General features: G+C 70.0%; 12 protein-coding genes. 7 read left to right on the top strand and 5 right to left on the bottom strand.

What is annotated here, in order from left to right:
* Positions 1-58: 58 nt before the first annotated feature.
* The 3 genes from AC3WLZ_RS01560 to AC3WLZ_RS01550 all read right to left on the bottom strand — a co-directional run bounded on the left by AC3WLZ_RS01560 (position 59) and on the right by AC3WLZ_RS01550 (position 3,937).
* The gene (locus AC3WLZ_RS01560; protein ID WP_492468782.1) at positions 59-1,642 is read right to left on the bottom strand and encodes an AMP-binding protein; all 1,584 of its coding nucleotides are present in this window, start codon (positions 1,640-1,642) and stop codon (positions 59-61) included.
* 101 nt (positions 1,643-1,743) lie between these two features.
* A complete protein-coding gene (chrA, locus tag AC3WLZ_RS01555) occupies positions 1,744-2,937 on the bottom strand; it encodes a chromate efflux transporter (protein WP_492468781.1) in 1,194 nt (397 codons plus the stop codon).
* A 43-nt stretch (positions 2,938-2,980) separates the two neighbouring features.
* Complete coding sequence (locus AC3WLZ_RS01550) at positions 2,981-3,937, bottom strand: Gfo/Idh/MocA family protein (protein WP_492468780.1); 957 nt, start codon at positions 3,935-3,937, stop codon at positions 2,981-2,983.
* A gap of 180 nt (positions 3,938-4,117) precedes the next feature.
* Between AC3WLZ_RS01550 and AC3WLZ_RS01545 the strand changes: the two genes are divergently transcribed.
* The 7 genes from AC3WLZ_RS01545 (at position 4,118) to AC3WLZ_RS01515 (ending at position 11,361) form a co-directional block, all read left to right on the top strand.
* Positions 4,118-5,203, top strand: coding sequence for a polysaccharide deacetylase family protein (locus AC3WLZ_RS01545; RefSeq protein WP_492468779.1), 1,086 nt, complete (start codon positions 4,118-4,120; stop codon positions 5,201-5,203).
* A 134-nt stretch (positions 5,204-5,337) separates the two neighbouring features.
* Positions 5,338-6,462 carry a glycosyltransferase gene (locus tag AC3WLZ_RS01540; RefSeq protein WP_412923340.1) on the top strand — a complete coding sequence of 375 codons (1,125 nt, stop codon included), beginning with the start codon at positions 5,338-5,340 and terminating at the stop codon, positions 6,460-6,462.
* Between the two features lie 45 nt (positions 6,463-6,507).
* A complete protein-coding gene (locus AC3WLZ_RS01535; RefSeq protein ID WP_412923339.1) occupies positions 6,508-6,762 on the top strand; it encodes a glutaredoxin family protein in 255 nt (84 codons plus the stop codon).
* 9 nt (positions 6,763-6,771) lie between these two features.
* On the top strand, positions 6,772-7,707 hold the full coding sequence (locus AC3WLZ_RS01530; RefSeq protein ID WP_492468778.1) for a hypothetical protein: 936 nt from the start codon (positions 6,772-6,774) through the stop codon (positions 7,705-7,707).
* Positions 7,697-8,944: a kynureninase gene (gene kynU / locus AC3WLZ_RS01525; protein WP_492468776.1), complete on the top strand. Its 1,248-nt coding sequence runs from the start codon at positions 7,697-7,699 to the stop codon at positions 8,942-8,944. Before AC3WLZ_RS01530 ends, kynU begins: the two co-directional genes overlap by 11 nt.
* Before the next feature lie 46 nt (positions 8,945-8,990).
* Entirely contained in the window at positions 8,991-10,733 is a 1,743-nt protein-coding gene (locus AC3WLZ_RS01520) for a cation:proton antiporter (RefSeq protein WP_492468775.1), read from the top strand.
* 181 nt (positions 10,734-10,914) lie between these two features.
* Complete coding sequence (locus AC3WLZ_RS01515; protein ID WP_412923335.1) at positions 10,915-11,361, top strand: recombinase family protein; 447 nt, start codon at positions 10,915-10,917, stop codon at positions 11,359-11,361.
* Positions 11,362-11,399: 38 nt separating this feature from the next.
* On the opposite strand, the gene AC3WLZ_RS01510 is transcribed toward AC3WLZ_RS01515, so the two are convergent.
* Entirely contained in the window at positions 11,400-13,745 is a 2,346-nt protein-coding gene (locus AC3WLZ_RS01510) for an ATP-binding cassette domain-containing protein (RefSeq protein WP_492468774.1), read from the bottom strand.
* Between the two features lie 108 nt (positions 13,746-13,853).
* Positions 13,854-15,398, bottom strand: coding sequence for a DEAD/DEAH box helicase (locus AC3WLZ_RS01505; protein WP_412923333.1), 1,545 nt, complete (start codon positions 15,396-15,398; stop codon positions 13,854-13,856).
* Between the last annotated feature and the right edge of the window lie 38 nt (positions 15,399-15,436).

Here is a 15,436-nt window from a genome sequence, read left to right as displayed (position 1 = left end):
AGTCACCCCAGGAACCCTCGCGTAGCTTCTACATCGCGGGGGTTTCGCCTTTTCCCCCTCACCCCTCGCGGGCGCGCAGGTCCTTCCGCAGGATCTTCCCCGACGCGGACTTCGGGATCGCGTCGACGAACTCCACGCGTCGCACCTTTTTGTGCGGCGCGACTTCCGCGGCGACGAACGACATGACGTCGTCGGCCGTGAGCTCAGCGCCGGCGGCCGCGACGACGAAAGCCTTGGGGATCTCCTGCTTCTCGTCGTCGAGGACGCCGATGACAGCGGCATCCTGGATCTTCGGATGCGACAGCAGGAGCGCCTCGAGCTCGGCGGGGGCGATCTGATACCCCTTGTACTTGATCAGCTCCTTCAGCCGATCGACGATCGTGAAGTACCCGTCCTCGTGGTGGGTGGCGATGTCGCCCGTGTGCAGGAAGCCGTCCGCGTCGATCGTCTCCGCGGTGGCGTCGGGGCGGTTCAGGTATCCGACCATCACGTTGGGCCCTCGGACCCACAGCTCCCCCGGCGCCGTGAGCCCGGCGCGGTCGTGCTCCTCGATCTCGGCGCCGGTCTCGACGTCGACGAGCTTCGCCTCGACGTTCGGCAGCAGGACGCCCACGGAGCTGACCGGCATGTCCTCTCGCTCGGGCGGAATCGCGTGCGACACCGGGCTCAGCTCGCTCATGCCATACCCCTGGAAGAAGCGGGCGTGGATTCGTCGGCCCGCGGTCTCGGCGGTCTCACCGTCCAGCGGAGCGGCGCCGGAGAACACGGTGTGCACGCTCGAGATGTCGAAGTCGTCGACGACGGGATGCTTGGCGAGGGCGAGCGCGATCGGCGGTGCGATGAACAGGAACGTGCACCGGTGGGCTTGGATGCACCGGAGGAACGCCAGCAGGTCGAACTTCGGCATCGTCACGAGCGTGGCGCGCTGCCGCAGCGCGAGGTTCAGCAGCACGGTCATGCCGTAGATGTGGAAGAACGGGAGCACCGCCAGCACGCGGTCGTCGCTGTTCAGACGGATGCTGACGCGGCACTGCTCGACATTGGCGACGAGGTTGCGGTGCGAGAGCATGACGCCCTTGGGCACCCCGGTGGTGCCGGACGAATACGGCAGCACGGCGATGTGCGTCTCGGGGTCGAAATCGACCTCGGGCGGGGTCCGCTGTTCCGTCAGGAGCGACCGCAGATCCGGGTGGCCGTCGGCGCCATCGAGGACGATGATCCGCTCGTCCGCGATGCCGGCGGCGCGCGCAGCCTCCGCGGCGGGTCCGAGCAGCGGCGAGACCGTCACGAGCCAGGTGGCGCCGGCATCCCTCAACTGCGTCTCGATCTCGTGGGCCGTATAGAGGGAGTTGACGGTCGTCACCACGGCCCCCAGGCGCAGGATGCCGTGGAACACGGTCGCGAACGCGGGGACGTTGGGGCAGAGCATCGCGACGACCGTCTCGGTGTCGACCCCGCGGTGCGCGAGCGCGCCCGCGAAGGCGTCGACCTGCGCGCGCAGCGCCCGATAGGTCGTCTCGGAACCGGTCGCGGGATCGATCACGGCGACCCTGTCGAGATCAACGTCCTCGAGGGAGCCGAAGAGGTGATCGTAAACGCTGACGGAGGGGATCTCGATACGCGAGTACGGGCTGTGGAACACGGGATCTCCTTCGATACCGGCGCGGCGACGATGCCGTGTGCTCATCCTGCCAAACGAGAAACTCGGTGTCACCCCGTACGAGACGGAGGTTCAGCGGACTCTCAGAGCAGCGCGAGCCCGACTCCGCCCGCCGCCCCGACGATCACGACGAGCCATGCCGGTGTCCGGAACGCCGTGAGCAGGACGAAGCCGACGAGGGCGAGCACGAAGGGCCCCGGTCCGGTCACGGCGGTCGTGAACACGGGCGTGTACAGCGCGGCCCCGAGGATGCCGACGACGGCCGCATTCGCGCCTCGCATCGCCGCACGAACCCGGGGGCGGCCGCGCAGCGCGTCCCAGAACGGCAGCACGCCCACCAGCACGAGGAACCCGGGGAGGAAGATCGCCACGAGCGCGACGGCCGCGCCCACGACGCCACCGGGACCGACCGAGGAGACCGCGCCGAGGTATCCGGCGAACGTGAACAGCGGACCCGGCACCGCCTGCGCCGCGCCGTATCCCGCGAGGAACACGTCGGGCGAGACCCACCCCGTCTCCACGACCGCGCCCTGCAGAAGAGGGAGGACGACGTGGCCGCCGCCGAAGACGAGCGCACCCGAACGGAAGAACGCGCCGGCGAGCGCGGCCACGCCCGATCCCGTCACCGCGGCCAGGACGGGGAGCCCGACGAGTGCGCCGGCCGCGACGACGAGGCTGCCGATCGCGACGGCGCGCGGAACACCGAAAGACGGGAGGGATTCCCCGGACCCCTCCTCCACGTCGCGCAGGAGGAGCAGTCCCGCCACGACGCCGATGACGAGGGACCCCAGCTGCCCGATGGCCCCCGGCGCGAACAGGGCGAGCGCGGCCGCGACGACGGCGATCCCCGCGCGCGGCGCGTCGGGGGTCAGCGAGCGCGCCATTCCCCACACGGCCTGGGCGACGATGGCCACGGCGACGATCTCGAGTCCGTTCAGGATGCCGCCGCCCACCGGGCCCGCGAACAGCGTGGCTCCCGCGGCGAAGGCGACAAGCAGCACCGCCGAGGGCAGGGTGAACCCGAGGAAGGCCGCGACGGCGCCGAGGAAGCCCGCGCGCTGGAGCCCCATCGCGAATCCGACCTGGCTGGATGCCGGGCCGGGCAGGAACTGGCACAGGGCCACGAGGTCGGCGTAGGCACGGTCATCCATCCACCGCCGACGGACAACGAGGTCGTCGCGGAAGTACCCGAGGTGCGCGATCGGACCGCCGAAGGACGTCACCCCCAGCCGCAGGAACGCCAGGAAGACCTCGGGCACCGTGCCGGCTCGTGTCATCCGCTCTTCCTACCGCGTCAGGGGAAACGACGGGTGAATCGCGTCAGCGCAGCGGACGCTGCAGGAGTACGTCGACCAGGCGCAGGGTCGACGCGGTGCGGTCCTGGTCGGACGCGATGTCGGCGCCGCGCACCGCGTCGCGGAGGCGCTCCACCTCACCGATCATCGGGTTCTCGGGGGCCTCGACGTCGATCACCTCCGATGCGCCGCCGTGCGGGGTGAGCACGAGGCGTCGCGGTGCGTCGATCGCGTCCACCGACAGAGAGGCCTCCTCGCCCTGGATCTCGCTTGGAAGCGCCGTGTCGGTGATCTTCGACCACGCCACATCGGCGACGAGATCGTCGTACTCCGCGATCGCGCTGCCCAGGCCGTCGGTGCCCGACGCGATACCGACACGGGCGCCCGAGATCCGCCGCGGCTCGCCGAAGAGGAGGACGAGAGCGTGCAGGGGGTAGACCCCCAGGTCGCGCAGTGCGCTCCCCCCGAGAGACGGGTCGAAGATGTTGGTCTGCTCCCCCGCAAGGACGTGGTCGTACCGCGCCGATCGCTTCTCGTAGCGGAAGGAGACCCTGCGGACACGGCCCAGACGCGGCAGGATATCGGCGATCGACCGGATGCCGGGGTCGTACGCCGTGCGCATCGCTTCGAGGAGCACGACGCGCTGCTCCCGCGCGCGGGCGACGAGGCCGTCCCACTCGGCGGCGGCGAGCGTCGCCGGCTTCTCGACGAGCACCGCGACACCCGCGTCCACGGCCGCCTCGACCTGCTGCGCGTGTGCCGCGTTCGGGCTCGCGAGATAGACGGCATCCACCTCGCCCGCCGAGAGCAGGGCTTCCAGTCCCCGGACGGCGCCGGGCGCACCGATGCGGTCGGCGAACTCGCGCGCGCGATCCCCGTCACGCGACGCCACCGGGCCGAGCGCGACGCCGTCGACCGCCCGCACCGCATCCGCCAGGCGCTCGGAGATGGAATTGGTGCCGACGATGCCGATGCGGATCATGCGCCCATCATCCCCCGCCGACGCGCGCGCGACCGTGCACGGCCTGCGCGAAACGTCCGGATAGGATCGCGCTGATCGCGGGGACGATCGCTACATCCGGGGGAAGAGTCAATGGTCACGCGCGCGCAACGACGCCGCCGGGCATCACGGCGAGTGCGCCTGCGACGCACGATCGCCGCCGTGATCGCGGTCGTCCTCATCGTCGGAGCCGTCGGCGCTCTCGCGCTCCTGCGTGAATCGTCCGGGCAGCCCGTCGCCGAGACGGAGCCCTCTTCGCCGTCGGCGCCGACGCCCTCGCCCACTCCGACCGCGGCGCCCCTCACCGCCGCGCAGAAGCTTCTGTCCACGACCAGTGACCCGAAGGCGTGCGCCGTCTCGTTCGCGGGCGACGGCATCGCCGCGGATCCGCAACTGCAGACCCAGGACGCGCGCTACGAGAAGCTGCCGATCCCGCGCTCCGACGGTCGCGTGTTCGCGGGGTGGTACACCTCCGCGGCCGACGCGAGCGCGATGTCCGTCGCCGCTCGCGTGAACGGCGCGGACCTGGTCACCTGCAGCGACCGGCAGCAGACGCTCCACGCCGCGTGGACGACCCCCGCGGCGAACGCGGCGGAGGATGCCGGCATCCCGATCCTCATGTACCACCAGTTCACGCGGAAGCCGGAGGGCGAAGACAGCTGGTTGCGCGCGAACTACACCTACATCGGCGACTTCGACGCGCAGATGGCGTACATCCAGGAGTCGGCGTTCTATCTGCCGACATGGGACGAGCTGAGCGCCTTCATCGACGGCGCCCTCTTCCTCCCGAAGCGATCGGTCATCATCACGGATGACGATGCCGACATCACCTGGCTCGAACAGGCCGCCCCCGTGGTCGACGCGCGCCGCCTCCTGACGACCTCCTTCGTGATCACCTCGGCGCGCACCGAGGGAACGCCCAACCGATTCGTGCTCCAGCGATCGCACACCCACGACATGCACCGCGCGGGCGCGAACGGGAAAGGTCGCATGGTCAACGACGACGCCGACACGATCGCCGCCGACCTGGAGCAGTCCGCGGCGATCCTGGGCGCGAAAGAGGTCGTGGCGTACCCGTTCGGCCACTACAACGACACCACCAAGGAGGGGCTCCGACGTGCTGGCTTCGAGATGGGCCGCACGATCGAACACGGCTACGTCCGCCTCGGGACCGACAAACTCGCACTCCCGGTGATCCGCATGAACTACGGCATGACGGTCGAGGATCTGAAGAACGCCATCGGCTGAAACCGCTCGATGACCATTCCTCCCGAGGATGAACGCCCCGGTACCTCTCAGCTAAATGATTCACAATGCTTATTTGGGCACGCGTCGGCCCGTCTACGCTGTGTACTTCTGGCTTCACCGAAACGCGAGCATCCATGGACCTTTCCGTCATCGTTCCCACCTTCAATGAGGGTCCGAACGTCGCCGAACTCGTCCGTCGAACGGCAGATGCGCTCCCCGGTCGCGCTATCGAGATCCTCTTCGTCGACGACTCCACCGACGACACCCCCGACATCATCCGCGCCGTCGCCGCGCAGGCATCGATTCCCGTCCGACTCCTCCACCGTGACCAGCCGGTCGGCGGACTCGGCGGAGCGGTGGTCGACGGCATCCGCGCCGCGGCATCCGATTACTGTGTCGTCATGGACGGCGACCTCCAGCACCCGCCGGAGGTCATCGCCGAACTCCTGAATCGGGCCGAGGTCGGCGATGCCGACGTGGTGGTCGCCTCTCGCTACACCGCCGGCGGCACGTCCGACGGACTCGCGAACGCCGTGCGCACGCTCGTCTCGCGCGGATCGACCTTGCTCACCAAGGCGATGTTCCCCCGGAAGCTGCACAACTGCTCCGACCCGATGACCGGCTTCTTCCTCATCGACCGGCGCGCGCTCGACGTCGAGGGTCTGCGTCCGCGCGGCTTCAAGATCCTGCTCGAGATCCTCGCGCGCAAGCAGATGCGCGTCGCCGAGGTGCCGTTCTCGTTCGCCCCGCGTTTCGCCGGCGAATCCAAGGCCTCCTTCAGCCAGGGCTTGCGCTTCCTCACCCAGCTGACCATGCTCCGCTTCGGACGTATGTCGGCGTTCGCCGTCGTCGGCGGCATCGGCGCGGTGGCGAACCTCCTCATCACGTGGGCTCTGACCGGCCTCGGCGTCCAGTACCTCGTGGCGTCGGTGATCGCGAGCCTGCTGACGATCATCGGCAACTTCCTCGCGCTCGAGTACCTGGTGTTCGCCGACATGCGCGCCGAGTCCGGACTCATGCGGCATCGCTTCCTCAAGTCGTTCACGTTCAACGGCATCGAGGCGATCGTGCGTATCCCGTTGCTGTGGCTGCTGGTGAGCGCCGCGCACCTGCACGTGGTCATCGCCACCGCGCTGACGCTGCTCGCCGCCTTCGTCGTCCGATTCGTCTACCACGCTCTCGTCGTCTACGCGCCGAAGAAGAACCGTCTCGCGCGGCTTCCCCTCCCCGAGACGCTCGAGGACGAACTCGCCGCCTGACCGAGGTCTGAGTCCGCGCCGTTCGCAGCGGCGTACGCTGGAATCATGTCCGACGCATCTATCCGCATGTTCGGCGCCGACTGGTGCCGTGACTGCATCCGCACGAAGAAGCAGCTCGATGACCTGGGCGTCGCGTACGAGTACGTCGACCTGGTGGCCGACCCGGCTGCCGCCGATGTGGCCAAGGAGATCTCGGGTCGCACCAACATCCCCGTCGTGGTCTATCCCGATGCCTCGCACCACGTCGAGCCGACCAACGCCGACGTCGAGGCCAAGCTCCGCGAACTCTCGCTGATCTGACCCCGCCCGATGCTCACCGCCGCGTGGCCGGTACGCCGTCACGCGACCGGTGAGACCGGAACCTCGCTTCCGGCGTTCACCGACCACCACGTGCACGCGCACCTCGTCGACATCGACGCGCTGCCCGCTCGCGGGATCGCGCGCGTGCTCGATCTGGGGGGAGATCCGGCGGCCCTCGCGCGGCGACCGTCCGGCCTGCCGCGGGTGACGTACGCCGGCGCCTTCCTCAGCGCGCCGGGAGGCTACCCGAGGGGGAGAGCCTGGGCACCGGATGCCATCGTGTGCGACGTGTCGAATCCGTCGCCGCACCCCGGCGTCCCCGGCGGTGCCCGCACGGCCGTCGACGCGCAGGCCGACGCGGGCGCCTCGGTGATCAAGGTGGCGATGAACGCGGACGCGGGTCCGGTACCCTCCGACGAGGTGCTCGCGGCCGTCGTCGCCGCGGCGCGCGGGCGCGGACTCCCCGTCGTCGCGCACGCCCAGGGCCCGGGTCAGGTGGAGCGGGCGATCGAGGCCGGTGTCGCGGCGCTGGCACACACGCCGTTCGACCCGTCGCTCTCACGAAGACTCCTCGCGCACGCCGCCGAGGCCGGCCAGATCTGGATCTCCACGCTCGACATCCACCGCGGTGACGCGCGTGCGCGAGCGATCGCTCACCTCGGCGCCTTCGCGGAGCGTGGTGGGCGCGTGCTGTACGGCACCGACCTCGGCAACGGCCTGCTCCCCCTCGGCGTGAACCGCCGCGAACTCCTCGCCCTGCAAGAAGCGGGCATCCGCGGCGACGCGCTCGTGGCATCCCTCACCGATCCCTGGCCCGGTCACTCAGATGCCGACGCGGTCCGCAGCTTCATCGCCGGGCCCGCCCCCACCGATCTCGATGATCTCGCGAGCTGGCTGTCGCACGCGGTGGTCGTCCCCACCGAGGAGCTCACGCGTGTCGACTGATCCCTCCACCCCGTTCCGAGCCGAGGCGCACGCTCTCGACGCCGCCGACCCCCTGGCCGCCCTCCGCGACGCGTTCGTCGGCGCGGAGACATCGTTGGTGTACTTCGACGGCAACTCGCTCGGGCGTCCGCCGCGCGTGACCGCCGAGCGGCTCGGCGAGTTCGTCACCGCCGAATGGGGTGGCCGTCTCATCCGCGGATGGGACGAGGCGTGGATGGAACTGCCGTTCCGCATCGGCGACCGGATCGGTCGGTCAGTGCTCGGCGCGGCCGCCGGGCAGACGATCATCGCCGACTCCACGACCGTGCTGCTCTACAAGCTGCTGCGGGCGGCCCTGGCCGAACGGTCCGCCGCGGACCCCGAGCGGGTCGAGATCGTCGTCGGACGCGACGACTTCCCCACCGACCGCTACCTCGTCGAGGGGATCGCCGCGGAGCGTGGCGCGCGGGTCGTCTGGATCGAGGTCGACACGGCCCGCGGCGTCGACGCGGACCGGCTGCGCGCGGCCGTCGGACCGCACACCGCGGTCGTGCTGCTCAGCCACGTCTCGTACCGCTCCGGGTACCTCGCGGATGCCGAGACCCTCACCCGCATCGCCCACGACGCCGGCGCCCTGGTGCTGTGGGATCTCTGCCACTCGGCCGGCTCCGTGCCCGTCGACCTGGACGCGTGGGGCGTCGACCTCGCCGTGGGCTGCACGTACAAGTACCTCAACGGCGGGCCGGGATCACCGGCCTTCGCCTACGTGGCGGAGCGGCACCACGCGACGCTCACGCAGCCGATCCAAGGATGGATGGGAGCGGCCGACGTCTTCGCGATGGGGCCCGAATACCGACTCGCCGCCGGCATGCGCCGGTTCCTGTCGGGTACTCCCCCGGTGCTCGCGATGCTTGCGATGCAGGACACGCTCGACCTCATCGAGGATGCCGGCATCTCCGCGATCCGTGAGAAGTCCGTGGCGCTCACCGAATTCGCGCTCCGCGTGAGCGATGGCATCCTGAGCCCGCTCGGCGTGACGCTGGCGTCGCCTCGGGATTCCGGCGAGCGCGGTGGCCACGTGACGCTGTCGCACCCCGCGATGCGCAGCGTCACCGCGCGACTGTGGGCGAGCGATGTGATTCCCGACTATCGCGACCCCGACGGGCTGAGGATCGGGCTCGCACCCCTCTCGACGAGCTTCGCCGAGGTTCTCACCGGACTCGGCGCCGTGGCCGACGCCGTGCGCGTCGAGTACTGAGACGGTCGTCTTCGCCGCACGGCATCCGCGGGTCTAGCCTCGGAGGGTGATCGACCCCCTCCTCATCGTCGTCGGCGGGATCGTGGTGGTCTCGCTCGTCACCGTCATCGCGCCGCGCTTCAACATCGCGGGTCCGCTGGTACTGATGGCGATCGGGCTCGGCGTGAGCCTGCTGCCCTTCGTCCCGGCGTTCACGATCAACCCCGAAGTCATCCTCATCGGCGTGCTTCCGCCGCTCCTGTATTCGGCCGCGCTCCAACTCCCCGCAATCGAGTTCCGCCGCGACTTCGCCCCGATCGCGGGTCTGTCGGTCTTGCTCGTCGTCCTGAGCTCACTCGGCCTGGGTCTCTTCTTCGCGGCGGTCATCCCCGGTTTGGGGCTCGCCCTCGCCGTGGCGCTCGGGGCGATCCTGAGCCCGACGGATGCCGTGGCGACCTCGATCGCCAAGCGGCTGGGCATCGCTCCCCGCGTCGTCACGCTGCTGGAGGGCGAGAGCCTGCTGAACGATGCGACCGCGCTCGTGCTCCTGCGCACGGCGGTGGCGGCGGTGGCATCCGGCTTCGCTTTCGGCGACGCTGTCGCGAACTTCGCGTGGGCCGTCGTGATCGCCCTCGTCCTCGGCGGGCTCGTCGGCTGGGGGAATCTGCGCATCCGTGAGCGTGTGACCAACCCCGCGGCGAACACGGCGCTGAGCTTCACCATCCCGTTCATCGCCTACCTTCCTACGGAGCACCTCGGTGGGTCGGGGCTCGTGGCCGCGGTCGTCGCGGGCATCGTCACCGGTCAGGGCGCGGCACGCCGCTTCACCCCCGAGCAGCGTCTCAGCGACAGACTCAACTGGCGGACGATCGAGCTGATCCTCGAGGGCGGCGTCTTCCTGGTCTTCGGTCTCGAGCTGAAAGACATCGTCAACGCCAACCTCGGGGAACACGAGGGCCTGTGGTATGGCACGTGGCTCGCGCTCAGCGCGCTCGGAATCTCGCTGGGCGTCCGGGCCGTGTACGTCGCGGGGATCATCTGGCTGCAGGGGCGTCGCAGCCGGAGACATGTCGTTCACCGCGAACGCGCCGAACGGATCAACGAACGCATCGATGAGATGCAAGAGGCCTATCGCGCCGATCCCGCGGCCTTCCAGAACCGCGTCGCCGATCCCGCTCACGCGGAACGCCGCTTCGCCTTCGTGCGCCGCCGGGTCACGCGCACCCTGGCCGACCTGGACTATTACCGCGACAGCCCCCTGGGGTGGCGGCACGGGATCATCATCGTGTGGGCGGGGATGCGCGGGGTCGTCACGCTCGCCGCCGCACAGACCCTGCCCCACGAGGGCGTCGACGACCGGCCGCTGCTCATCTTCGTCGCGTTCCTCGTCGCACTCTTCAGCCTGCTGCTCCAGGGCCTGACGCTGTCCGCGGTGGTGCGGAGCGTCGGTCTCTCCGAGGGCGGGGAAGGCCCCACACGCGAGGAGCAGCACGCTCTGGATGCCGAACTCCGCGAGGCTTCGATGAACGCCCTCACCTCCGGCAGGCTCCTCCGGCGCAACGGCGAACCGTTCCCCGCGGATCTCATCGAACGCGCCGGCGCGCGGCTGACGCGCCCGCCCGACGACGACCTGACCGTGCGGGCTCGCGACCTGCTCGAGTTTCGCCTCGCGTCGATCGACGCGATGCGGCGCGAACTGAATCACATCAGCCATGACGGCCGCTACAGCACGGCGGCGCTGCGCCACGCTCTCGCCGAACTCGACGCCGACCAGCTGAGCACCGAGCTCCGCATCGACGGCGAGGACTAGCCGGCGCCCCTCCGCGTGGCGCGGGCCGCGGACCGCGAGACCGCGAACCGCGAGACTTCACGTGGCCGACAAACCCCTTGCAGACTGCCGGCGTGTTGTCGGCGCGATGAAGTCTCGCGTTGATGGGGCTCGAGCCTGGGCGTCCGCGGGGGCGTAAGGCAGAATGGACGCGGGAGGTGCCATGAGCGAACCGATCTCGTCCACGGATGCCGATGTGCCGGTTGCTCACACCGCGGCCGACTGCCCGCAGTGTTTCACCGAGATGCAGAGCGACGGAGCGTGGTGGCGCGCGCGACCGGCCGGTTCGCGTCTCGTGGGCCTCGTCGTGTCGCGCCCCGGTCTTCCCTCCGTTGTCAGGCAGCGCGATGACCTCACTCGTTTCGGCGTGCCGATCGAGGGCTTCCGACACCCCGCCCCCGAGACCCTCGAGGACTGGGCAGCCCGACTCGAGCGCTTCTTCGGGACGCTGACCCGAGGTGACGTCCTCGTCGTCACCACAGTCGAGGCCCTCGGTGTCTCACGCGCCGACGCGTCTCGCGCCGTGTCGGAGCTCCGGCAGCGCGGGGTCATCGTCAAGGTACTCGCCCACGGCGACCGGCACCTGCACACCGCGACTCCGATGGCCTGACCGGCCCCGCATCCCCGCCGCCGGGGATCGGCGCGGCGTCAGACCCCCACGTACCGGGCGAGGTGCTCGCCCGTGAGCGTCGATCGAGCGTCGACGAGGTCGGCCGGGGTTCCTTCGAAGACGATCGTCCCGCCGTCGCGCCCCGCCCCCGGGCCGATGTCGATGATCCAGTCAGCGTGCGCCATGACGGCTTGATGGTGCTCGATCACGATGACGGTGTTGCCGGCATCCACGAGGGAATCGAGCAGGGCCAGCAGCGTGTCGACATCGGCGAGATGTAGACCGGTCGTCGGCTCATCGAGCACGTACACCGCGCCCTTCTTGGCCATCGAGATCGCGAGTTTGAGCCGCTGCCGTTCGCCGCCCGAGAGGGTGTTCAGCGACTGACCGAGCGTGATGTACCCGAGGCCGACGTCGACCAGTCGCCCCAGGACCGCGACCGCGGGCCCCCGGGTCAGGAACGCGGATGCCTCGGCCACCGACATCTGCAACACCTCGGCGATGTTCTTGCCGTCGAGGGTGTACTGGAGCACTTCGTCGGCGAAGCCCGTCCCGCCGCACAGCTCGCAGACAGTCTCGACGGTGGACTGGAAGCCGAGCTGCGTGACGATCACTCCGAGTCCGTTACAGGCGACGCACGCGCCCTCGGAGTTCGCGCTGAAGAGCGCCGGCTTCACACCGTTCGCTTTGGCGAACGCGGAGCGCACGGCATCCAGGACGCCGGTGTACGTGGCCGGGCTGCTGCGCCGCGAGCCCTTGATCGGCGACTGGTCGACGACCACGACGTCGTCGGCGGCCGGCAGGTTGCCGTGGATCAGGGATGACTTGCCCGACCCCGCGACCCCCGTGACGACCGTGAGAACGCCGAGGGGCACATCGACGTCGACGTTCTTCAGGTTGTGCTGCGAAGCCCCGCGGATGGGGATGGCGCCCGTGCGCGGGCGCACCGCGGCCTTGAGCTGAGCCCGGTGGTCGAGGAAGCGGCCGGTCAGGGTATCGCTCGCGCGCAGCCCCGCCACCGCGCCCTCGTACTGGATGGTTCCGCCGTCGCGGCCGGCGCGCGGGCCGAGGTCGACGACATGGTCGGCGATCTCGATGACCTCGGGCTTGTGCTCGACGACCAGCACGGTGTTGCCCTTGTCGCGCAGTTGCCGCAGGGTGTCGTTCATCCGCTGGATGTCGTGGGGATGCAGGCCCGCGGTCGGCTCGTCGAAGACGTAGGTGATGTCGGTCAGGCTCGAACCCAAGTGCCGGATCATCTTGGTCCGCTGCGCCTCGCCGCCCGACAGCGTGCCGCTCGCGCGGTCGAGCGAGAGGTATCCGAGCCCGATGTGCACGAAAGCGTCGAGCGTGTCGCGGAGCCCATCCACGATCGGGGCGACGGAGCGGTCGTCGATCGTGCGCACCCATGCGGCGAGGTCGGTGATCTGCATGGCCGCGGCATCCGCGATGTTCACCCCGCCGATGCGGGACGATCGTGCCCCCTCGTTCAGACGCGTGCCTTCGCACGCCGGACACGGCACGAACGTCACGGCGCGGTCGACGAACGCGCGGATGTGCGGCTGCAGGCCGTCGCGGTCTTTCTGCAGCATGCTCTTCGTGATCTTGGGGACGAGCCCCTCGTACGTCATGTTGGTGCTGGCGATCCGCACCTTCTGCTGTTCGCCGTACAGGAAAAGCTGCCGCTGCTCGGGGCTGAAGTCGCGCACGGGCATGTCGCCGTCGAAGAAACCCGCCTCGGCGAAGATGCGGACCATCCAGCCGTCGGCGGTATATCCGGGAACGAGGATCGCCCCGTCGTTCAGGGACTTCGACTCGTCGACCAGTTGCGACAGGTCGATGTCGCTCACCTGGCCGAGACCCTCGCAATCGGGGCACATGCCGCCGGTGATCTCGAACGACCGGCGCTCCTTCTGCCCCTTGCGCGCACCGGTCGCGATCTCCACCGCGCCGGAGCCCGAGATCGACGGGACATTGAAGGAGAACGCCTGCGACGAACCGACGTGCGGCTGCCCCAGCCGGCTGAACAGGACGCGCAGCATCGCGTGTACGTCGGTCGCTGTGCCCACCGTCGATCGCGCGTTGGGCGCCATGCGCTCCTGATCGACGCGGATGGTCGCGCTCAGGTTCTCGAGCGCATCGACCTCGGGACGCGACGGCTGCCCCATGAACTGCTGCACGAACGTCGGGTACGTGTCGTTGATGAGCCGCTGCGACTCGGCCGCGATCGTGCCGAACACCAACGACGACTTGCCCGAACCGCTCACACCCGTGAAGACCGTGAGCCGCCGTTTGGGTACGTCGACGTCCACGTTCTTGAGGTTGTTCTCACGTGCGCCGCGCACGCGGATGACGTCGTGGGCATCGGCGGGGGCATCGGTCATGGCGGCTCCTCGAAGGGTCGACCCTCAGTGTGCCGTAGGCCTCCGACATCCGCGACCGCGAACGTCGCCCCGGGCGGACGGATCCGCGGGGGCGACGAGAAGGGCGGGTCAGCCCTGGGCGCGACGGTTCGTGCGCGGGCTGCGGGCACCGACGACCATGCCGGTCGTGGGGGCACCGGATGCCGAGCGGCCGGCGCCCTGCGGACGACCGTTGCCGGAGCCACCGCGGGGGTTGCCGCCAGCTCCCTGACCGCGTCCCGAACCCGAGCGCTGACCCTGACGTGCGGGCTGCGCACCATCGGTGGTCGCGGCACCCTGCCCGGCACCGCGGCCGCGGCGACGACGCGCCTCGCCCGGAGCGGACGTGCGGGGAGCGGCATCCGAGGATCCCTGTCCGCGAGCGGCGCGCTTGCGCTGAGCGTTGGCGCCCTGCGAGCGTCCCCCACCCTGCGGTTGCGCGACGATCGGCTCGGGCTTGACGTACGGGGCGACCTCACCCACGAGCGCGAGGACCTCGGGCGAGGTCGGCGTCACCGCCTGCGGCGTGACCGAGATCTGCGCCTTGCGGAGGATGTCGAGCGTGTCGCGACGCTGCTCGGGAAGCATGATCGTCACGACGTCACCGGCGCTGCCGGCCCGGGCGGTACGGCCCGAACGGTGCAGGTACGCCTTGTGCTCGACGGGAGGGTCGACGTGCACGACGAGCTCGATGCCGTCGACGTGCACACCGCGGGCGGCGACGTCGGTGGCGACGAGGACCTTGGCACGCCCGTCGCTGAAGGCGGCGAGGTTGCGGTCACGCGCCGGCTGCGAGAGGTTGCCGTGCAGATCGACCGAGGGGATGCCTGCGGCGGTCAGCGCTTTGGCGAGCTTCTTGGCCTGGTGCTTGGTGCGCATGAACAGGATGCGGCGGGCGGAGCCCGAAGCCAGCGTCTCGACGAGCTGCTTCTTGGCATCCGCGTCGGCAGGGGTGAAGACGTGGTGGGTCATCGCGGCGACGTGCGAGTGGGCCTCGTCGACGGAGTGCAGCACCTCGTTGCGGAGGAAGCGCTTGACGAGCTTGTCCACACCGTTGTCCAGCGTCGCCGAGAACAGCAGGCGCTGGCCGTCGGCGGGCGTGCGCGAGAGAAGGCGGGTCACACCGGGGAGGAAGCCCAGGTCGGCCATGTGGTCGGCCTCGTCGAGGACGGTGATCTCGACCGCGTCGAGGCTCGCGAAACCCTGACCGATGAGGTCTTCGAGGCGGCCCGGGCACGCGACGAGGATGTCGACGCCCGCGGCGAGCGCGTCGACCTGACGCTTCTGGTTCACGCCGCCGTAGACGGTGGTCGTGGTGAGGTCGTACGCCGCGGCGAGGGGCTTGATGACCTCGTCGATCTGGTTGGCGAGCTCGCGGGTCGGGGCGAGCACGAGCGCGCGGGGGCGGCGGCCGCGGCGGCGGTCGCTCTTCGCGGCGAGGCGGGCCACCAGCGGCAGCGAGAACGCGAGGGTCTTGCCGGAGCCGGTCTTGCCCCGGCCGAGCACGTCGCGCCCGGCGAGGGTGTCGGGCAAGGTGTCGGCCTGGATCGGGAAGGGCTCGTTCTTTCCCTGCTCGGCGAGGACGGCGATCAGCGGCGCGGGCACGCCGAGGTCGGTGAAAGTCTGGGACGTCATGAAGTCTCCTGCCGGCGCGCGAGCACGCACGGCGGTTC

This window comes from Microbacterium sp. FW305-3-2-15-F-LB2 (assembly GCF_058787255.1).
Note: the sequence above shows the minus strand (reverse complement) of the source record. Positions and strands in the feature narration are given on the sequence as shown.